Origin of the sequence: Bacillus cereus group sp. BfR-BA-01355, from assembly GCF_022663675.1 — a bacterium.
Lineage (GTDB): Bacteria > Bacillota > Bacilli > Bacillales > Bacillaceae_G > Bacillus_A > Bacillus_A thuringiensis_S.
The window spans coordinates 1-19,932 of the sequence record NZ_JAKUFY010000104.1; the positions used below are offsets into that span (position 1 = coordinate 1).

The window sequence follows — 19,932 nt, forward strand, 5'->3', positions numbered from 1 at the left end:
TCTCAACAAGAAAATAGAGGCCACCAGCAAGGGAATGAAAAGAAGAATCAATAGAATATGGAAGTGAGAGATTCATTTCAAAGCTAAAAGGATTTCTCTCGCTATTGTGGGCAGTAAAACTCCCATCTCAAAATTTGGCTTGGGCAAAGAAGTTAGGTGGGAGTTGGGCTGCTTGTAAATGCCCAATTGGTGAGGGCTGATTAAAGTTGCACTTTATTATTCTATAGTTCTATTAAGAAGGAGTATGTGAAAAATATAATGGAGAAAAACATTCAACAAGAGAAAGATAAAGAAAAACCTGTTTTTTATGATCCGAAAGGAAGGAGAAACATAGCCTTTATTTGGTTTCTATGTATCTCAATAGTTAGTGTAAGTGTTGTATTTTATTTTTTCTTTCAAAGTATTTTTTCAACACCAGAAATTCCAAATATGAATACCGCTGTACAACAAGATACTAAACTGGTACCAATTAATCAAAAACTTAGTGATCAGCAGCTAAAGAAGGAAGAATTTAACCCAAATACCGGAACGAAGGATAATGAAAATTTGGTAAATCCGCCGAAGGATAGTAAACAACCTAAAGAAGTGTATGGTTTTTATGTAAACTGGGATGAAAATAGTACCGCTTCTTTAAAAGAAAATATCGATTCATTAACCACGTTAGTACCAGAATGGTATCATTTAAAAGAAGATTTAACGATTAGAAGTGAGATAAAACCTGAGATAGTAAAACTAGCAAAAAAAAATCATGTGAAAATTATGCCGTTACTTACTAACTATACAGAAAAAGCTTCTGGCCCTGATAGTGAGCTTATCCATAAGTTACTGAATTCGCCGAATGATGTGAAGACGAAATTTATTAATGATTTAGTAAGCCAAGTTAAAAAGAATCAGTTTTCAGGTATTAATATTGACTTTGAGGCCGTACCTGAAAGTGATAGAGAAAACTTAACAAATTTTATGAAAGAACTTACTACGGAATTTCATGAACATGATTTGCTCGTTACACAAGATGTTCCAGCTAATGATAAGGCTTTTGATTATAGTGCGTTAGCAAAAATAATAGATCGAATGATTGTAATGATGTACGATGAGCACTATGGAGCCGGGGAACCAGGACCAATTGCTTCAAATAAATGGTTCCAACATACATTAAAAGAACTGAATATTCCGTCTAATAAGCTTATAGTTGCTTTCGGTAACTATGGATATGATTGGGAAGTGAATAGTAAAGAAGCTGCGAAGTCTTTAACTTTCTCAGAAGTTATGGCAATGGCTCATGATTCAAATATGAAAATTCAATGGGATAACATGAGTGGAAATCCTTATTTTAGATATAAAACAGGAGAGAAAGAACATACTGCATGGTTCTTAGACGGTGTTACTCTCTATAATCAAGTGAAAATCGCAATGGACAACAATGCAAAGGGGTTTGCGTTATGGAGATTGGGAGCAGAAGATCCTACAATATGGAAAGTTTTAAAAAATCCTATTGAGGCACAAAAAAATCCTAATGTATTACATAAAATCAATAGTTTAGATGAAGTAAATTATTCTGGACAAGGTGAAATTTTACAGATTGAGAATGAAAGAAAAAATGGATTGAGAGATTTTAAAGTAGGCAAAGATGGTTATCTTACAGATGAAGTATATCAATCCTTACCATCTGCATACGAAGTGCAACGATATGGAAAACCGAAAGGGAAACAAGTAGTATTAACATTTGATGATGGACCAGACCCGAAATATACGCCAGAAATTTTAAATATATTAAAAGAGAATAAAATAAAAGCTGCTTTTTTTGTTCTTGGTGAAAACGCACAACTAAATCCTAGTATTGTAAAAAGAATATACGATGAAGGGCATGAAATTGGCAATCATACTTTCAAGCATCCTAACGTAGCTGATACGTCTTTACTACGAACAAAAGTAGAACTTAATACGACGCAACGTCTGATCCAGGAAATAACTGGGCATTCTACAGTTTTGTTTAGGCCACCATACGAAGCGGATGCTAACCCGGATTCCTCAAATGAAATAGTGCCTATTTTACGGGCACAAAATATGAACTATACAATGGTAGCAGAAAAAGTGGATCCCGAAGACTGGGCAACACCATCAACAAATGAATTAGTAAAGCGTGCTCTTAATCCCGTTTATAAGGGAGAGGGAAATATTATTCTTCTTCATGATGCGGGAGGGAATCGTACCCATACAGTAGAGGCGCTCCCAATCATTATTAAAGACCTAAGAAAGCATGGATATAGTTTTGTAACAATCTCGGATTTAATGAATAAAGAACGAGAGGAAATTATGCCTCCTGTTTCTTCAGAGGGGAAGCAATATTTACTTTACAATAAAGCTGTCTTTTCAGGGGCAGGATACTTTAAACATATATTAACAACTATTTTTTATGTTGCTATTGGATTAGGGATTTTTCGATTCTTATTCTTAATTTATTTTGCATGGAAGCAGAAAAGAAAAACGCTATCTCGCTATATTAATTCGTCATATCAACCTTTTGTTAGTGTTGTCATAGCGGCATATAATGAAGAAAAGGTGATAGCTAAGACGATTCGCTCAATTTTGGATAGTAATTATAGAGAATTTGAAGTTATTGTTGTGGATGACGGATCGACAGATGATACGTCAAAAGTAATGAAAGAAACATTTTATAAACACTCTAAAGTTCGTTTCATTCAGAAAGAAAACGGCGGGAAATCATCGGCAATGAACCTAGCGTTTCAACAATCGCGAGGAGAAATCATTGTTACTTTAGATGCGGACACTATTATTGCGCAAGACGCCATTTCTCTAATGATTAGACACTTTGAAGATCAGAATGTAGCAGCAGTTTCAGGTAATGTTAAAGTGGGGAATAGACGAAATTTGTTAACTACTTGGCAACATGTTGAGTATATTACAGGGTTTAATTTAGAACGTAGAGCTTTTGATGAGTTAAATTGTATTACAGTTGTTCCAGGAGCTATTGGGGCGTGGCGCAAGAAGAATGTAGTTGAATCTGGATATTTAAGCGAAGATACATTAGCAGAAGATACGGATCTTACTATTACATTTTTACGTCAAGGGCATAGAATTGTATATGAAGAAAAAGCGTATGCTTTTACGGAATCACCTGAAGATGTGAAAAGTCTTATTAAACAGCGGTATCGTTGGTCATATGGTACGCTCCAATGTCTTTGGAAACATCGAAAAGCTTTGTGTAATTCAAAACATAAAACATTAGGGTTTATTGTATTGCCTAACATGTGGTTATTCCAATATGTTCTGCAATTCATTGCTCCTTTAGCGGATATATTAATGATCATGGGGCTATTTGGTAGCGATCCGCTAAAAGTTTTAGGATTTTATTTTGTATTCTTTTTATTAGATCTGCTCGCATCTCTGTTTGCATTTAAATTAGAGGAAGAGAACCCTAAACCGTTAGTGTGGTTAATTTTACAACGCTTTATTTATCGTCAATTTATGACTTATGTTGTCATTAAATCTATATGTTCATCGCTTCGAGGAGTAGCGGTAGGATGGAATAAACTAAAGAGAATGGGGAGTGTTAAACATTCCACGGAACATAAGGAGGCATCATAAGAGAGCAGACTATCTGCTCTTTTTTTATTGATTTTAGTAAGTTGAATATAGAGTAGTGGTGAGACATTATGTTAAGATTCTCCTTTAGTTTCGGATTAAAGTTTTTTTATATTTTTTTAAAATGACGGACATAAAAACGCATATACCTTCGAATTATATATATGGATAACATAAATATGTATATAAAAGGGGAGAAATAAGATGAGAGAAAAAAAAGAAATGTTTCAAGAAATTGCTGAGGTGTTAAAGGTATTGGCGCATCCCGTTCGTCTATCTTTAGTAAAAATAATGCTTGCAAAAGGCCCTACTAATGTAACAACAATGTATGGGGATTTACAAATGCCTCAAAGTACAATTAGTCAACATTTATCTAAACTAAAAGCTGCTAAAATGGTTACAGGTACTCGGAAAGGATTAGAAATTTATTATGAGGTAACGGACAATCGCACAAAATCAATATTAGCATGTTTAGTTTAAATACTGATTGTCTAGACATTAAGAAGAGGATGCAAAAGTAATTCTTTGACTACAATTTTTAAGATTTTATACAAAAGTAATATGTATAAGTGCATGTGATTTTCTTACTAACATAAGTTGTATGTAGGGTGGTTATTAATTTGTTATACTTCTTAATTAGCTTATTTTATTAAAAATTAGTAAGGTGAAGGATTATTTATGTACACATGAAATATTTTATAAAGAGTACGACTTTACTCCAAAGTTACATTTTTAGTTTTTTATCTATAGATCTAATACTAAAGGGAAAATAACTGAAATATAAATGTAATTGAAAGGAGTGGAGTAACAATGGAGGTAAGCCTTTTTTTAGGATTTTTTTGGGGGTGGATAACGGTTATCATCTCAGGAATACTTTTTGTACGACCATCTATACTACGTGAACTGAAAAAATTAGTGGTAGAAGACAGAGGATTTGGAATTATGTATGGCTTTCTATCAATTTTCCTCGGGTTAGGTACTGTTATCTTACATAATGTTTGGACACTTAATTGGCAGGGACTCATTACACTTATTGCATGGCTCGCACTATTAAAAGGGATTTATGTAATTGCATATCCTGAACCATCCAAGAAAACCGATTTTGAAGTAAGAGTACTATCTACTCGTATAGTGCTTGCTATCCTTGGTGCTTTATCTTTATGGATGCTTTTCATACTTTATATGAAATAGAGACAAATATTTTTGATCATGGGAGTATATAGGTGAGGAGTTTTGGGTAGTCCTTTGGAACGGGATTTTATAGTTAACTGTAAATATAGTGTTTCTTCCCTTGTAGATATGTTTTTATAAATAGTGAGATGGGCAAAACGAAAAGAGTCCTAAATAAATAGGATTCTTTTCGTTTTATAAAAGTGAACTTATTTTGTATCACTAATACAATGGATGATTATTTTTCCGGACTATTCGCAGTTATCTATCTTGGTATACTCAATGGTGGCTATGTGACCATCCGGTCGAATCAAAACGGTATCTATATTTTTTAACTTGGAATCTTGTATTTCTCCTATTATCACCTTTATGTGTGAATCAATATTTATTTTATTTATCTTATCTATATAAGTAGGGTGTATTAATAAAATAAATTTACCATCCTGCATTAATTCAAAGAGTTTATAACTTTTCTTATTTAGAGAAGAAATAGTGAGGTTTGTATATCTTTTTCCTATCAATGGATGCCTTTCTATATCGTGCATCGACGAATACATTATCCCTAAGCCACTTACTCTTTCAGATAAATCTTGATTTATCTCGGGGTATGTAAGTAGGTACGAAAATAAATCCCTCAATTCCATTCCTGCGTTTGAAAAGTTTATCATTAATTGTTCTTGCGCTTGTACTTCCTTGAAAAATTGTTTTCCCACAGCATGTCTTTCAATATGATAACTTTCTAATAGGCTTTCATATTTTTTTTGTTTTATTGCGAGTCCTAATTTCCATCCTATATTAAAAGCATCTTGTAGACCTACATTCAAACCTTGTCCTCCAGCAGGGAAATGAATATGTGCTGCATCCCCAGCTAAGAATACACGCTTATGTTGATAAGTATTTGCTAGTTTGGTTGCATTGCCAAAACGAGAAAGCCATATTGTGCTCTTAATTTGAAGATGTTTACCTGTAATACTATAAATACTATCTATAAACTCTTTTTCTGTAACAGCAACATGAACAGGTATTGTCTGATTCTTAGGGTCAATAATTGCAAAACGAAATACATCAGGTGTAATAGGTACCATCATTAATATCCCATTTATATTAGAAGTAGATAAAAATGGATTATCTGGTATATCTTCTAAAATAACATCACCTAATATAGCGGTAGTTGTTGTGTTTGTTCCATTAAACGGTATATTTGATAATTCACGAACTATACTTCTTGCTCCATCAGCTCCTATTACATATGGAACTTCTATTTTATATATTGTTTCTCTTTGTTCTATTTCTAGTTGTACGAATGTTTCATATTGTTTTAAGTCTTTCAGAGTATGCCCGCGTTTAATGACTACGCCTAATTCTAATGCATGTTCTTCTAATATTTCTTCTGTAATAGATTGGGGAATAAAAAGTGTATACGGAAAATCAGTATTTAAATTTTTAAAGTTTAATCTTGTATCTAAGGCAGCAAAATGACTTGTATTTAATTTCTGTCCTCTAGCTAAAAATCTATCTGCAATACCTCTCATAGCCATCAATTCTAAGGAACGAGGGTGTAGTGTGAGTGCTCTAGAATTTCGTACCCGGTCTAATCTTCTCTCTAAAACAACAACTTTTACGCCTTGGATAGCTAATTCACATGCTGCCATAAGTCCAACTGGACCACCACCAACTACCGCTACATCATAATAATTGTCCATATCATGCCCTCCATTTATTTAATTGTTTAAGAGCTAATGTGAAAAATTGTAAATAGATTAATGGTATCTATTGTACATATATAATTATACTTCATTTTAGTTTCTTCGGAAACTAAAATGAAGTTCCTAGGAGAAGTCTACATAGTAAGTGTGTAGTTAAAGCTATATATCGTTTCTGCAGCTTCTTCTGCTTGTGCTATTTTTGCTAAAAATGCTACTGCTGTAGTTCCATATGGGAGTTGTAAAGGTCTTTCCGCTATTCGTAGTTTTAATGAAGTAGTAGTGGTTTTAACTCGACTTCAAATAATTCGCTTTCAATTTCATTAAGTGCATACATTGATACAGGGTGTGGAGAGGTATTAGATAAGACTTGTGATGAAAGAAGTGCTCCTGATGATGAGTAAAATGTAACAAACACTTGTGAAAATGGAGGGACCATAATGATTACACGGTCAGTTTTTTGTAACGTATTAACCAACTCCAAAATAATATAGTTTTATAAAAATCAAAAAAAAATAGATAAATATAAAGATATTATTATGGGTACTTTTCCGATAGTGAATTAAGAAAATTAATAAACTCTTTATTTTATTGTAAATAATTTAAGAGCACACAAATATGCGCGCTCTTAGAATAGAAAGGTAGTTTTCTATGAGTAGGGAGTCCTCATATAATAAAATATGCTTGTCCAATTTAAATGTGAGAAGTTTTTTATAAAAATGCTATTTGGTAAGTCTATGTGAAAAATCACCTTGTACAGGAACTCTTTGCAAAGTATTTTGTCTGCAGTCATGATTATTAAAGTTGATGAGAGCTGTTATTCGACTAATAAAACCACATCTCAAATTGTTGACTATATGTCTAACAACTAGGATGCGGTTCAATTAATAAAAAGTGTCCGAGCAAAATATAAGGTGAAAAGTATAAGATACTTTTGTTATAAAGAGTATTTATAGATGAATGTTATTGTTTTTTATTTCTGAAAGATTTGGGGTTCTAAATTACGAGTTGTTGGAGTCCCTCTAATATAAAATTTCAGTAAAAATATTGAACTACTAATATGAATGTAGAAGATTTAATAAAGACGGTAATGTTTTTTTAGTCATGTAATCTTTTCAATTGATGATCTTTTCCCCATTCACATAGTTCATCCATAATTTGCATTAAAGATTTCCCATATTCGCTTATTGTGTACTCAACCTTTGGTGGAACTTCTTGATATACAGTACGATGGATAATTCCATCAGCTTCAAGTTGCCGAAGTTGTTGAGTCAGAACTTTTTGCGTAATGTTTGGAATTTCTCGTCGGATTTCATTTGTTCGCATTTTTCCATCTATTAAGACACATAAAATATGAACTTTCCATTTTCCGCCGATTACATCGAGTGTCGTTGCAATTGGGCAGTCATCATTTTGATTCATATAACACCTCCACAGGTACTTTAAGGTTCCTATAGCACTTTAAAGTACGTACTTTTCAATTATATGTGACTCATTCATACTAATACGTAAAGGGTTGAATAATTTATAAAGGGGATGAAAAATGATGAAAACACTTGTAATTGTAGCACATCCTGATATTGAAAAATCAAAAATTAATAAAAGATGGATTGAAGAACTTGAGAAATATTCGGATGAAATTACGGTGCATGAATTGTATAAAGTGGCACCGAATTGGGAGTTTAATGTGGAAGAGGAACAAAAGCTGTTAGTAGAACATGACCGATATATATTTCAATTTCCTCTCTACTGGTACAGCTCACCACCTTTATTGAAAAAATGGTTCGATGATGTATTAACATATGGGTTTGCATACGGATCACAAGGAGATAAAGTGAAGGGAAAAGAATTTGGTGTAGCTATTTCTATAGGTGGATTAGAAAAAGACTATGAAAATAGTGGGATTACAATGGATGAGTTGACGAAACCATTCCAAGCTACATGCTTATATACAGGTATGGAATTTATACCTTCCTTTTATTTATATGGTGCAGAATATAAACTAAGTGATGAAGAGATTGATAAAAGTGCACCTGAATATGTGCAATATGTGATGAACAAGAAGTATTCTAATATATAATGAAAAATAGCCATTTACTTGTGAAGTAAATGGCTATTTTATATTCTTCTTATATTCACTAAGTGTAATCTTTAGTAAATTAATAGTTAATCTGGTAAAATAAAAAACCTAACATATATAAAGGGGAGTTTTACTTGAGAACGATGCAAAAATTATTACAAAAAAGAGCAATGCAATCACCAAATTTGGAAGCGCTTGTAGGCGGAGAGAAAAGGTATTCGTTTCAGCAGTATAATGAACGAGTAAATCAGCTTGCACATTATTTGTTACATAATGGTGTGCAAAGAGGAGACCGTATAGGAATACTATGCAAAAATAATCACCCGTTTCCAAGCGTTATGATGGCAAGTTTAAAAATTGGAGCGGTATGTATTCCGCTAAATCATCAGCTTACTGCTTATGAATTAGAAACGATTGTAAAAGAAGCGAAATTAAAAGTATTAGTTATTGATGAAGAATTTAGTGAAGTATTATTAAAGATTGATGCTGTTAAAGAAATCCCTTATGTAATTCAAACGACAAAAGAAGGCTTTGGTTCATTTGAATTAGAGTTGCAAAAACAGCCAACGTCAGAACCGAACGTAGAAGTTCATGAAGAAGACGATGCCATTTACTTATTTACTTCAGGAACGACTGGACAGGCGAAAGCATGTGTAATTGGACATAAAAACTTGCATCATTATTTTGCTGAAATTGCGGGCCAAAGAGAAATCCCAGCAGGTGAACGTTTTTTATCCGTGCATCCATTGTTCCATATGAGTGGCGTGCTTTCTATTTTAAATTGTATTTATCATGGCGTTACGATGATTTTCTTAGCTGATTCGAATCCTGCTATTATTTGGGATAAGATTGAAGAAGAGAAAATTACTACGATGCTTGCGTTCCCAGCTGTTTATAGTTACATGCTTGATGAGCTAAATAAAAAAGAACGTAACATTTCAACCTTTAAAGTAGCACAAAGCGGTGGTACAAAAGTGCCAGAAACACTCATTCAAAAATATATGGAAAAAGGAATATATATGGTGCAAGGCTATGGCAGTACAGAAGGTTGGGTTGTAACCTCATGGCATCCAATGATGGGAAAAGAAAAGATGTCTTCTGTAGGAAAAACACTGAAACATGTAGAGGTGAAAATTGTTCATCCAGAAACAGGTGATGAACTAACAACAAATGAAGTCGGAGAGATTCATGTAAGAAGTCCATACATGTTTAAAGGATATTGGAATAATGAAAAGGCGACAAAGAAGGTAGTGAAAGATAATTGGTTTAACATGGGTGATGCTGGCATGATAGATGACGACGGATTCCTACATATTATGGGAAGATATAAAGATGTTATCATACGCGGTGGTGACAATGTATATCCAGATCAAGTAGAAGATGTTATTCATGAACTACATGGTGTTTTAGAAGTTGCAGTAGTTGGAGTTCCAGATGACTTTTGGGGAGAAGTTCCAAGAGCTTACATTGTGAAGGATGGCGAAACAACATTAACAGAAGAAAGTATTACTCAGTATTGTAAGGAGAAATTAGCCAGTTACAAAATACCAGAAGTGGTATTCATAGAAGAATTACCGAAAAATGCTTTAGGAAAAGTGTTGAAGAGGGAATTACGAGATGTAGTTCTTATGAAATAGAAAATTATGAAACGATGGAGAACCCAGTTATGTATAAAGCATGACTGGGTTTTTATGTATCAAAAACATAATAATTTACTAGATTTTGTATTTCGTGTAAGATAATAAAGAATATTCAATTAATAATTCGAGGGATGAAATTAAATGAAGCTACCGTTATTAGAAGTAGAGACGGATAGACTCATTATCCGTCCATTTCAAAAAGATGATTACGAAAGTTGGTTAGATGGATTTAATAAGAGACTGCCATCGCAGTATAAATATGACGATGGCTATCAAGTTCTGGTATCATCAACAAAAGCATGGTTCACGGAATGGATAAGAGGTTTTGATGAAGCAGCACATAGAGATGAGATGTATGTATTAGGCATTTTTCGTAAAGAAGACGGAGCTAATATTGGAAAGCTAGAGCTGATAAAAATTTTACGAATGGATTACCAATGGGCGATGATGGGGTATTCCATACATAATCAATACTGGAAAAATGGATATGGCATAGAAAGCGTGAAAGCTGCGTTATCGTTATTTTATAATAGTCTTCATTTTCATAGAATTGAATTACATATACATGTTGATAATGAGCCATCCGTTCGTCTTGCGGAACGATCAGGTTTTTCTTTTGAATGCGAGAGAGAGGCGTTTTCTTTAGAGAATGGTAAGTGGATGGATTTTCTTATTTATTATAAAAATAAAGAAATGAACAAATAAGGAGAAAAGAAAATGAAGACTATAAACGTATTTCATTACGACGCATTTACGAATAAACCAAATAAGGGAAATCCAGCAGGTATTGTATTAGAAGCAGATGGATTAACGGAAGAGAAAATGCAAATTATTGCTGAAAAAGTTGGATATAACGAAACAACTTTTGTTCTTTCTTCAGAAGTAGGAGATATAAGAATGCGTTATTTTACACCTGGTTTTGAAATGGATTTATGTGGTCATGGGACAGTAGGGACGATATATGCTTTGCGCGAAAAAGGTTTATTAGAAGAGAAAAGTAACCTTACGATTGAAACGAAGGCTGGGATTTTACCGATACAAATAGGTGTAAATAAAAATGGAGAAACCTTTATTAAAATGAGACAGGCAGCACCTCAGTTTAAAGAATTTACAGGTTCAAAAGAAAAATTAGCTCATAGTATTGGTTTAGAAATAAATGATTTAGATGTAAGTTTACCGATTGTATATGGAAGTACTGGTAATTGGACTGTAATTGTACCGATTAAAAATCTTAATGCATGCGAGAGAATGAAACCTAATAATGCTGCATTTCCATCAGTATTAAAAGAAATACCTAATGCTTCTATTCACCCAATTTGTCTAGAAACTTATGATGAACTAGCACAAATGCACGGCCGTCATTTTTCATCAGCTTACGCTGGGACGATTGAAGATCCAGTGACAGGAACAGCTTCAGGTGTAATGGGAGCGTATTATGCGGAGTATTTAGAGAAAGATTTTGAACATGAATTGGATTTAATCGTTGAGCAAGGACAGGAAATAAATAAAGATGGTCGTGTAACTGTTTATGTAACGAAAGAGATAGAAAACGAGAAGTTACAAATAGATATTGCTGGAACAGCGGTGTATGTGAAAGAGTTTGAAGTTTCAATATAAAGTGAAACTTTAATCAGTGGGGGTTTTACTGCCCGGTGAATAGCAAGATAAAAAAGAAAGCCCGGAATACATCCGGACTTTCATTATCTGTTCAATACTTCAATGTACGAAGCATTTCCGGTTGTTCTTAAAGCGGAGCGGAAATTATTATTTTCTAACGCCACAGCAACTTGTTGTAACTGCTGTGCATCATCATGATGGATAAGTAAGCTGTCAGCACCGCTTTCTTCTATATGAATGTGTTCGACATTTCCGATAGCATCATGTACAGCTTTTAAAAATTCAGGTTTCATGGTGTCCTCCTATATGTATGTAACGTTGTTATTTAGTATTTCCTTATTTTTGAAATATAAAAGTAAATGAAAGGAGAAATAAAATGAATATAACGCAGTTTAACGAACAGATAACATCATTATTTGAAGAGCATCTTCACAAATATGGCGATGATGAATATGGTTTTACTCATATAAGTAAAGATGAATTTCACAAAATCGGTTACACAACAAATCTGACATTAGAGACGATTGAAGAAGCGTATAAAAATGGAGTCGATATGATAGTTACATATCATGCGCCGTGGAGTTTTTTATTTGGTATGGAAAAGGCTTGTATTGAGAAATTGAAGCAATATGAAATGAATCATTTTTGGATTCATTTGCCGTTAGATTTTGTAAAGTTTGGCACGTGTACGTCGTTATTTAACGGAATTGGGATAGATACAATACTAGAATATTCCACGTATGAGGAAGAAGAACTACCGGGAATAGGAGAATATAAAGAAGCGATTCCTTTTTCAAACTTAGTTGGAAAACTGGAAGAAAAAATGGAAGAGAAAGTGAAGAGCTGGAGAAATCATGATAAACCAGTAAAACGGATTGCGATTTTAACCGGTGCAGGAAACAATACAAATTTAATTGAACGTGCATTAGAAAAAGGATGTGACACGTACATAACAGGTGAAAAAACATTATATACAGTGCAACATGCGAAATTTAAAGGGATTAATTTAATTGTAGGCAGTCATACTTTTACAGAAGTGTTTGGTGTAGAAAGTTTGGCTCATAAATTACAAGACAGAGACCCGGCAATAGAAATTATTAGAGTATATGAAGAGCATTTAGAGTGATGAAATCACATCACATTACCATAAATGGAATGAACTATATGATGGAATATTGAAGAAAGCCATTGTAATAAAATAAAATTGTTGTTTGCTATATTAGGATGGTTGGCAGGATTCCCCTCACGTTTGTCAAATAATAGTAAATTTGTCTTTTAAATTAAGGGAATCTTCCGAATTAAAGGGTGAGAGAATGGAAATTTCAATAATCACTGCACAACTAATTAAGGAAAAAGTTATTTCACATTATCCAAATAGCGTAAAAGCATTAAACGGGGGAACGACAAGTACTGTATATTTGTTGGATGAACAATACGTTGTAAAGTTGAATGAATCGGATGTCATACGTGAAGAAGCTTATTTTCTTCAGTTTTATAAAAAGGACGAATTATTTCCAAAGCTTTTATATAAGGAACCTTTAAATCGCTATATTGTTTACTCATTCCTTGAGGGCACAACGTCTTGCAAACTAGGCCATAAACGGAGTGTTCTTTGTAAACTTGTAAAGGAAGTTATCAATAAGTATGAAGTGGCTACAGAGGTTGATGGCTGGGGATGGAAAGAAAATCTGCTTCAATCTTGGAGTGAATTTTTAACAACAAATGTGATAGAAGCTCATGAAAATGTAAGACGTTACATAAGTGAAGAAGAGTATAGAACGGTTCTTAATTTAGCAAATAGGGATGCTGGAATAAATCAGCCATTTTTATTGCATGGTGATCTTGGATTTCATAACTTTATATTTAAAGAGAATAAACTGCACGGTGTAATTGATCCTTTACCAGTGTTAGGAGATCCTATATACGATTTAATTTACGCGTTTTGTTCAACTCCGGAAAATTTAACAAAAGAAACAATTAATTATGCGATGAAACAGTGTGTATTTCATAAAAAAGACTGTGATTTATATGAAGAAATAGTCATAGGATTATATTTACGTATAGACACATGTTTAAGACACCACCCGAAAGATTTAGAAGATTATTTAATAGCTTGGCGTTATTGGATGGGTGAAATTAAGCCGGCTTTATAGCACAAATATTTTTGGGGGAGATAGTGAAATGAATGTTGCAGAAGCGAAAAAGGATTTAGCAATAAAAACGAAGAGAGGCTTACCGATTATATTAGCCGGCGTTTTATTTTGGATAGTTATGAGTATAACGGGATTTGTTCTTTCTGAAAAACAAGTGGTGTGGGTATATTTAATCGGTATGGGCTGTGTGTTTCCTTTTGGCTTAATGATAGCTGCTATATTGAAAATTGATATGTTTGCGAAAGGAAATCCGTTAGGGGTTTTGGCAGGATTAATTGGTGGGATAAATGTATTGAATATTCCACTTGTATTACTTGCCTATTTTCAATTTCCAGAATGGTTACCTTTTGTAGTAGCGATGTTAATAGGTGTTCATTTTATTCCGTACGTATGGATTTATGAAAGTAAAAGTTATGGTTTATTGTCAGTAGGGACTGTATTTGTAACGTCAGTTTGTGGGATTCTTTTTGCAGAAAAAGGATTTATTGTAATTCCATTATCGGTTACAGTTGTCTATTTACTTACTTTTATAAGTTTGTTAATTGAAAATAAAAAAGCAGATCATTATCAACAAAAGTCAGCTTAATAAAGAAATAGGGATAGGGGGAATTATTATGGGAAATTTCGTTTGTACAACGTGTGGTGTGCAGTATGCAGCGAGTGTAGAAGAACCGGTGAGTTGTCATATTTGTGATGAAGAGAGGCAATATGTTAACCAAAAAGGACAATCTTGGACGACACTAGAAAGCTTACAAACAGGTGATACATATAAAAATGAAATAATCGAAGAGGAAAAGGGACTTTATAGTATTACGACAAAACCAGGATTTGCGATCGGTCAAACTGCATTTATAGTGAAAACAGAGTCATATCGTTTACTATGGGACTGTATTACGTATTTAGATGAAACGACAATTGAGAAGATAAAAGAGCTTGGTGGATTAGATGCAATTGCATTGTCTCATCCGCATTATTATTCAACGCAGGTAGAATGGGCGGAGACATTTGATGTACCAATTTATATACATGAAGATGATAAAGAGTGGGTAATGCGCCCGAGTAGTCGTATTATTTACTGGTCTGGAGAGTCATTACAATTAGCTGATGGATTAGTCATTCATCGTTTAGGGGGACATTTTAAAGGTGGATCTGTCTTACATTGGGAAGAAGGTAATGATGGAAAAGGGATTTTGTTAACAGGTGATATTATTCAAGTTGTAGCGGATGAAAGGTGGGTAAGCTTCATGTACAGCTATCCAAACTTAATTCCACTACCAGCGAGAAAAGTGGAAGAAATGGTGAATCGAGTGAAGCCGTTACAGTTTAATCGTTTATACAACGCTTTTCATCGAGTAGTAAAAGAAAATGCAAATGAGGCAGTTGAACGTTCTGCTGAAAGATATATAAAAGCAATAGAAGGAAAGTTGTTTCATACGTAAAAGGAGAATAGCTTAATGAAAACGTTAGTATGCTTTGGAGATAGTATTACAGCTGATGAAACATTTTTTAATGGAATGCCGAGATTAACACCACGTTTGCAAGAGGTGTTTCCGAACTGGAAAATAGTGAATGCAGGTATTCCAGGTGATAATACATTTGATGCGTTAAATAGAATTGAAGAAGATGTAATATCATATAAACCAGATTTCGTAACAGTTTTTCTTGGTACGAATGATGCAGTCCCTTTTTCTCAAGTGTCATTACAAGCATATAAAGAAAACTTAGAGAAGATTGTGAACCAAATTTCATCAAATAAAGTACTACTGATTAGTCCTGCACCAGTTGATGAAGAAAGACAGCATAACAGAACAAATAGAGTACTTGGTCAGTATGCAGACGTGGTGGAGGAAGTGGCGAGGGAAACAGGAAGTTATTTTCTAAACGTATTCGCTGAAATGATTCAAGAACGGGATTATAAAAGGTTTGTAGAAAATGATGAAAAAGATGGGTTACACTTTGGGCCAGAAGGTTATGAGTATGTAGCGAAGTTAATTGGTGAAAAGTTAAAAGGGATTTTATAAGGAGCAAAGCACTTAGTGCTTTGCTTTTTCGTATTTCTTTCGCAGTCCATAAACTTATTGATCGCTGTAATTTGGACAGATATTTTGCGTTTTTATCCCGCATTAACTGTCCGTAAACGCCCCATTGGTGAGGGCTAATAATCAGTGGGGGATGAACAAAAACCCCACTGATTAAAGTTTCACTTTATGTGCTTAAAAGGCGAGTTCTGTTTTAAAGTAATATAAATTTATTTTTAAAAATTTATATTTCGTAGTTGAAAATCAATAAAGGTGTAACTATAATAGTTACGGTAAGTTTGTTATTTTGAAATGTACACATTGAATTACAAGAATGAAGGGAGTTTTTATGTAAATCAAAAAGTTATAAAAATCTATTAATTTTTATAATAAGATAAAATGCTTTTCGGTTCATACACATTATGAAATATGTTATTTCTAATAGAAAACTAGAGGTGGAAAAATGAAAAATTTTAAAGGTATGTTGATATCATCACTTGCAATTACAACTTTTGCTGGGGTAGGTACGACATTTGTAACAAATATAGTACATGCTGCTAATAACGATTCTAGTAAAATACAAGTTCGTTCTAATAAGAGTATAAACACAACAACTGGCTCGAGAGGGCCTGTATTATCAGTCAATCCTTATGATGAACCTAGATTTTCGAGACAGGGATATCTTGAAGAGGCACCTTTAGGAATTAATGCTCCTTATGCTTGGGGAATTAAAGGAGGAAATGGTCAGGGAGCAACTTTTGTAGATTTGGAAGAAGGCTGGTTATTAAATCATGAAGATTTAGTCGGTCAAAATATTGAATTTATGTCTGGAAAAATGAGTAATGATCTTTCTCACGGTACTTCAGTTCTAGGTGTTGTTTCTGCAGCTGACAATGGAATTGGGAACATTGGGATTGCACCAAAAGCAAAGGCAAAAGTAATTTCAGTGATCCGAGATAATGGGAGAATCGATGTAAGAGATGCTATTTTAAGTGCCGTAGATTCTTTACAGGCTGGAGATGTTTTATTAATAGAAGAATCCTTTAAATATGATGGATATGGAGATGACCCTTTACCAGTAGAAGTATACCCGAGTATATTTAACGCAATTCGCAAAGGTACAGATAAAGGCATTATTATTGTAGAAGCAGCTGGTAATGGTGGGATTGATTTAGATGAATTTAAAGACCGTAATGGTAAGCAGATTTTAAATCGAAATAGTCCAGACTTTAAAGATTCAGGAGCTATTATAGTTGGAGCATCTACTGCAAGAGTTCCTCATAAACGTTTAGCTTTCTCTAACTATGGTAGTAGAATTGATGTATATGGTTGGGGAGAGTATGTTGATACATTAGATACATATCAAAATCAAAATAGTAAAGGACAAAAAGTTACAGATCAGAACATAATTAATCGTTATACTTCTAATTTCCGTGGTACTTCTAGCGCTTCGCCTATAATTGCTGGGGCTGCTGTATCGATTCAAGGGATTGCTAAAGAACATTTAGGTAAGGCATATACACCAAAAGAATTGAGAGCAATTTTAAGTAATCCTAATACAGGCACAAAGTCTAATAACCCATCATCTGATAAAATAGGGGTTTTACCAGATTTAAAAGCGATTTTGTCTAACCTTGGATTTCATAGTGATTTGACTACCAATGATCCTATGGTATTTCCAGATAACGTAGAAAAAAATGAAGGAAAAGAAAATTCAACTTTCGTATTTCCAGGTGAAGAAACAAAAAGAACAGGTGATAAAAATTCAACTGTAACCTTCCCAGAAGAAGATTTAAAACAGGAGGAAAAAGAAGAGGGATTAATTGTTTTTCCTGATTAATAAAAAAATACTACCTTCCATTTGGAGGTAGTATTTTTTATTTCTTGTCAATAACAAGCAGGCATGAAATTTGTATTTGTTTATCTTTCATAATGAACTTAACCACAAAATCGAATATTTGACTGTTAATTTACTTTTTCGTCTCAATCAATTATATGAATTAATCTAGAAATGCTTGCTGCAATGCTTTCAGTCCATCACTGTAAATGCCATGAAACAGATTAATTGCCTCTTCATCACTAACTTCAACAGGAGTGAACGTACCAGACCACTCTACTAACGATGTGTTACTTTCAGTACCTTCTTTAACCTGGATTGTAGATAAATAATTAGTGACTGGGAACGGTGCATTCATGATTGAATACGTGTAGTAGCGCTCTTTATCATTGAATACTTCTAATCGTTCTATAATTGTATCGCCATCTGGATTAGCTAGATGACGTACACGACCGCCTTCAGTTAATTTACTGCTAGGTATATAAGGTAACCAGTCTGGAAGGGAGTTGAAACCTCCGATTAATTGCCATACTTGTTCCGGTGAAGAAAAAATTTCCATAGATGTAGTAGTATGTGCCATATTCATTACGCTCCTTTTCATCCCGGTATTTACGGGTAAATAATCAGTGGGGGATGCTCCCACTGATTAAAGTTTCATTATTATTTTACGTTGATTGGTAGTGGTGCATTAGGTGCTACTAGTTTTTGTTCGCGCATTTCTTCCCAGAATGCTGCTGGAATTACTGTATTTAAGGCGTTTTGGTCTTCTACAATTCGTTCCGGTTTACTTGCACCAGGAACAACGGCAGCAACTGCTGGATTTGCTAGTGAAAATTGTAATGCAGCAGCTTTGATGCTGATGTCGTGACGATCTGCAAGAGCTTTGATTTTCTCAACCTTTGCAATAATTTCTGGCGATGCTTTTTGATATTCGAAGTGAGCGCCTCCAGCAAGAATACCTGAGCTATATGGGCCACCAACAACAATATCCATATTATGCTTTACAGCTGCAGGCATTACTCGTTGCAATGCACGTTCGTGGTCTAATAATGAATAGCGACCAGCTAGTAAGGATATATTTGGTTTCGCTTCTTCTAAATCAAGCATAAGTTCAATTGATTCTACTTTGTTTACTCCAAGCCCCCAGCCCTTAATAACTCCTTCTTCACGTAAACGTGTTAGCGCACGGAATGCTCCTGTTCGAGCTGTTTCAAATTGTGAAATCCACTCATCACCATAAAAGTCTTGTGCTAAATCATGAATGAAAACAAAGTCTAGACGATCTGTTTTTAAACGTTTCAAACTTTGCTCGATAGAACGAAGTGTTGCATCTGCGCTATAGTCATTGATCATTTTATTTTTGCGACCAAATTCGAAAAGTCCGCCTTTTTCACCTAAATCACGTGCAGATGGATCTTCTAGTTCATCTGAAATCGTTCGACCTACTTTGGTGCTTAAAAAGTAATCATCACGATTTCTTTTGACAGTGCTTCACCAAGACGGATTTCCGCTAATCCAGATCCATAAAGTGGAGCTGTATCAAAGTAACGAACGCCATTCTCCCAAGCAGCATCCACTGTAGCGATTGCTTCTTCCTCTGGGATATTACGGTACATATTTCCTAGTGGTGCTGTACCAAACCCGATTTTTTCTTTTAGTAATTTACTCATTATAGATATCCTCCTAAAATATATTTGAAAATTATTTATTCATTGTGAATGGATGTGAAAATGAAAACATGTCATTTCATCGTCTGACAAAATGTATGATAAAAATACTCACTTTAAAGTACAGGTAATTTCTAATACTTCATGACTTACTCAACTCTTACAAATGCTATTATGAAATGTATTTTACATAATGAAAAGTACGTACTTTAAAGTGATATAGATACTAAAAAGTAATACAGGTACTTTTTGGTGCCGTACTACTCATCTGCTGTTTACGTATGCTATTATGAAACATGTTTAACACAATAAAAAGTACGTACTTTAAGGTGCTATAGATACTTAAAAGTAATATTTAAATATTTTAGCTTATTTGTCTTATAAAATTATTAAAGGAGATTTTTATATGAAAACATACAATATTCCTGTAGAGGCAACTTTAGA

General features: G+C 33.8%; 17 protein-coding genes and 1 pseudogene. 13 read left to right on the plus strand and 5 right to left on the minus strand.

Annotation, left to right across the window (positions count from 1 at the left end; all coding sequences use genetic code 11):
• Positions 1–258: 258 nt before the first annotated feature.
• The 3 genes from MR167_RS24965 (at position 259) to MR167_RS24975 (ending at position 4,794) form a co-directional block, all read left to right on the plus strand.
• Positions 259–3,606 (plus strand): trifunctional glycoside hydrolase family 18/polysaccharide deacetylase/glycosyltransferase family 2 protein, encoded by a 3,348-nt coding sequence (locus tag MR167_RS24965; RefSeq protein ID WP_242315774.1) that lies wholly within the window; start codon positions 259–261, stop codon positions 3,604–3,606.
• Between the two features lie 201 nt (positions 3,607–3,807).
• The gene (locus tag MR167_RS24970; protein ID WP_001208312.1) at positions 3,808–4,083 is read left to right on the plus strand and encodes an ArsR/SmtB family transcription factor; all 276 of its coding nucleotides are present in this window, start codon (positions 3,808–3,810) and stop codon (positions 4,081–4,083) included.
• Between the two features lie 330 nt (positions 4,084–4,413).
• The gene (locus MR167_RS24975; protein ID WP_000453955.1) at positions 4,414–4,794 is read left to right on the plus strand and encodes a hypothetical protein; all 381 of its coding nucleotides are present in this window, start codon (positions 4,414–4,416) and stop codon (positions 4,792–4,794) included.
• Between the two features lie 230 nt (positions 4,795–5,024).
• Here the strand turns inward: MR167_RS24975 and MR167_RS24980 are convergent, their stop codons facing one another.
• Together MR167_RS24980 and MR167_RS24985 are read right to left on the minus strand one after the other, a co-directional pair.
• On the minus strand, positions 5,025–6,476 hold the full coding sequence (locus tag MR167_RS24980) for an FAD-dependent oxidoreductase (protein WP_242315767.1): 1,452 nt from the start codon (positions 6,474–6,476) through the stop codon (positions 5,025–5,027).
• Positions 6,477–7,574: 1,098 nt separating this feature from the next.
• Positions 7,575–7,898 carry a winged helix-turn-helix transcriptional regulator gene (locus MR167_RS24985; RefSeq protein WP_001072962.1) on the minus strand — a complete coding sequence of 108 codons (324 nt, stop codon included), beginning with the start codon at positions 7,896–7,898 and terminating at the stop codon, positions 7,575–7,577.
• 124 nt (positions 7,899–8,022) lie between these two features.
• Here MR167_RS24985 and MR167_RS24990 point away from each other — a divergent pair, with 124 nt between their 5' ends.
• From MR167_RS24990 to MR167_RS25005, 4 genes are all read left to right on the plus strand, one after another.
• Positions 8,023–8,556, plus strand: coding sequence for an NAD(P)H-dependent oxidoreductase (locus MR167_RS24990; RefSeq protein ID WP_002082441.1), 534 nt, complete (start codon positions 8,023–8,025; stop codon positions 8,554–8,556).
• Between the two features lie 134 nt (positions 8,557–8,690).
• Positions 8,691–10,193 (plus strand): class I adenylate-forming enzyme family protein, encoded by a 1,503-nt coding sequence (locus MR167_RS24995; protein WP_001259943.1) that lies wholly within the window; start codon positions 8,691–8,693, stop codon positions 10,191–10,193.
• Positions 10,194–10,337: 144 nt separating this feature from the next.
• Positions 10,338–10,901, plus strand: a complete 564-nt coding sequence (locus MR167_RS25000) for a GNAT family N-acetyltransferase (protein ID WP_000775342.1) — start codon at positions 10,338–10,340, stop codon at positions 10,899–10,901.
• 12 nt (positions 10,902–10,913) lie between these two features.
• Positions 10,914–11,813 carry a PhzF family phenazine biosynthesis isomerase gene (locus MR167_RS25005; protein WP_000849331.1) on the plus strand — a complete coding sequence of 300 codons (900 nt, stop codon included), beginning with the start codon at positions 10,914–10,916 and terminating at the stop codon, positions 11,811–11,813.
• A gap of 83 nt (positions 11,814–11,896) precedes the next feature.
• Here MR167_RS25005 and MR167_RS25010 read toward each other — a convergent pair whose 3' ends face one another.
• The gene (locus tag MR167_RS25010) at positions 11,897–12,106 is read right to left on the minus strand and encodes a hypothetical protein (protein WP_000801655.1); all 210 of its coding nucleotides are present in this window, start codon (positions 12,104–12,106) and stop codon (positions 11,897–11,899) included.
• A gap of 83 nt (positions 12,107–12,189) precedes the next feature.
• On the opposite strand from MR167_RS25010, the gene MR167_RS25015 reads away from it, so the two are divergent.
• The 6 genes from MR167_RS25015 to MR167_RS25040 all read left to right on the plus strand — a co-directional run bounded on the left by MR167_RS25015 (position 12,190) and on the right by MR167_RS25040 (position 17,824).
• Positions 12,190–12,939 carry a Nif3-like dinuclear metal center hexameric protein gene (locus MR167_RS25015; RefSeq protein WP_242315769.1) on the plus strand — a complete coding sequence of 250 codons (750 nt, stop codon included), beginning with the start codon at positions 12,190–12,192 and terminating at the stop codon, positions 12,937–12,939.
• Between the two features lie 187 nt (positions 12,940–13,126).
• The gene (locus tag MR167_RS25020; protein WP_000406146.1) at positions 13,127–13,966 is read left to right on the plus strand and encodes an aminoglycoside phosphotransferase family protein; all 840 of its coding nucleotides are present in this window, start codon (positions 13,127–13,129) and stop codon (positions 13,964–13,966) included.
• A 28-nt stretch (positions 13,967–13,994) separates the two neighbouring features.
• Positions 13,995–14,552: a DUF7010 family protein gene (locus tag MR167_RS25025; protein ID WP_001099747.1), complete on the plus strand. Its 558-nt coding sequence runs from the start codon at positions 13,995–13,997 to the stop codon at positions 14,550–14,552.
• Positions 14,553–14,580: 28 nt separating this feature from the next.
• The gene (locus tag MR167_RS25030; protein WP_242315771.1) at positions 14,581–15,405 is read left to right on the plus strand and encodes an MBL fold metallo-hydrolase; all 825 of its coding nucleotides are present in this window, start codon (positions 14,581–14,583) and stop codon (positions 15,403–15,405) included.
• Positions 15,406–15,420: 15 nt separating this feature from the next.
• Positions 15,421–15,987, plus strand: coding sequence for an SGNH/GDSL hydrolase family protein (locus MR167_RS25035; protein ID WP_000855216.1), 567 nt, complete (start codon positions 15,421–15,423; stop codon positions 15,985–15,987).
• A gap of 460 nt (positions 15,988–16,447) precedes the next feature.
• Positions 16,448–17,824, plus strand: a complete 1,377-nt coding sequence (locus MR167_RS25040; RefSeq protein WP_242315773.1) for a S8 family peptidase — start codon at positions 16,448–16,450, stop codon at positions 17,822–17,824.
• A 160-nt stretch (positions 17,825–17,984) separates the two neighbouring features.
• On the opposite strand, the gene MR167_RS25045 is transcribed toward MR167_RS25040, so the two are convergent.
• Together MR167_RS25045 and MR167_RS25050 are read right to left on the minus strand one after the other, a co-directional pair.
• Positions 17,985–18,401, minus strand: a complete 417-nt coding sequence (locus tag MR167_RS25045) for an SRPBCC family protein (protein WP_000951538.1) — start codon at positions 18,399–18,401, stop codon at positions 17,985–17,987.
• An 80-nt stretch (positions 18,402–18,481) separates the two neighbouring features.
• Positions 18,482–19,491: pseudogene (locus MR167_RS25050) on the minus strand (aldo/keto reductase).
• Positions 19,492–19,932 lie beyond the last annotated feature (441 nt).

What these genes read in the sequence shown, in the direction of transcription:
- MR167_RS24965 (WP_242315774.1), top strand. Translation starts at nt 259, where the DNA reads ATGGAGAAAAACATTCAACAAGAGAAAGATAAAGAAAAACCTGTTTTT.
- MR167_RS24970 (WP_001208312.1), top strand. Translation starts at nt 3,808, where the DNA reads ATGAGAGAAAAAAAAGAAATGTTTCAAGAAATTGCTGAGGTGTTAAAG.
- MR167_RS24975 (WP_000453955.1), top strand. Translation starts at nt 4,414, where the DNA reads ATGGAGGTAAGCCTTTTTTTAGGATTTTTTTGGGGGTGGATAACGGTT.
- MR167_RS24980 (WP_242315767.1), bottom strand. Translation starts at nt 6,476, where the DNA reads ATGGACAATTATTATGATGTAGCGGTAGTTGGTGGTGGTCCAGTTGGA.
- MR167_RS24985 (WP_001072962.1), bottom strand. Translation starts at nt 7,898, where the DNA reads ATGAATCAAAATGATGACTGCCCAATTGCAACGACACTCGATGTAATC.
- MR167_RS24990 (WP_002082441.1), top strand. Translation starts at nt 8,023, where the DNA reads ATGAAAACACTTGTAATTGTAGCACATCCTGATATTGAAAAATCAAAA.
- MR167_RS25000 (WP_000775342.1), top strand. Translation starts at nt 10,338, where the DNA reads ATGAAGCTACCGTTATTAGAAGTAGAGACGGATAGACTCATTATCCGT.
- MR167_RS25005 (WP_000849331.1), top strand. Translation starts at nt 10,914, where the DNA reads ATGAAGACTATAAACGTATTTCATTACGACGCATTTACGAATAAACCA.
- MR167_RS25010 (WP_000801655.1), bottom strand. Translation starts at nt 12,106, where the DNA reads ATGAAACCTGAATTTTTAAAAGCTGTACATGATGCTATCGGAAATGTC.
- MR167_RS25015 (WP_242315769.1), top strand. Translation starts at nt 12,190, where the DNA reads ATGAATATAACGCAGTTTAACGAACAGATAACATCATTATTTGAAGAG.
- MR167_RS25020 (WP_000406146.1), top strand. Translation starts at nt 13,127, where the DNA reads ATGGAAATTTCAATAATCACTGCACAACTAATTAAGGAAAAAGTTATT.
- MR167_RS25025 (WP_001099747.1), top strand. Translation starts at nt 13,995, where the DNA reads ATGAATGTTGCAGAAGCGAAAAAGGATTTAGCAATAAAAACGAAGAGA.
- MR167_RS25030 (WP_242315771.1), top strand. Translation starts at nt 14,581, where the DNA reads ATGGGAAATTTCGTTTGTACAACGTGTGGTGTGCAGTATGCAGCGAGT.
- MR167_RS25035 (WP_000855216.1), top strand. Translation starts at nt 15,421, where the DNA reads ATGAAAACGTTAGTATGCTTTGGAGATAGTATTACAGCTGATGAAACA.
- MR167_RS25040 (WP_242315773.1), top strand. Translation starts at nt 16,448, where the DNA reads ATGAAAAATTTTAAAGGTATGTTGATATCATCACTTGCAATTACAACT.
- MR167_RS25045 (WP_000951538.1), bottom strand. Translation starts at nt 18,401, where the DNA reads ATGGCACATACTACTACATCTATGGAAATTTTTTCTTCACCGGAACAA.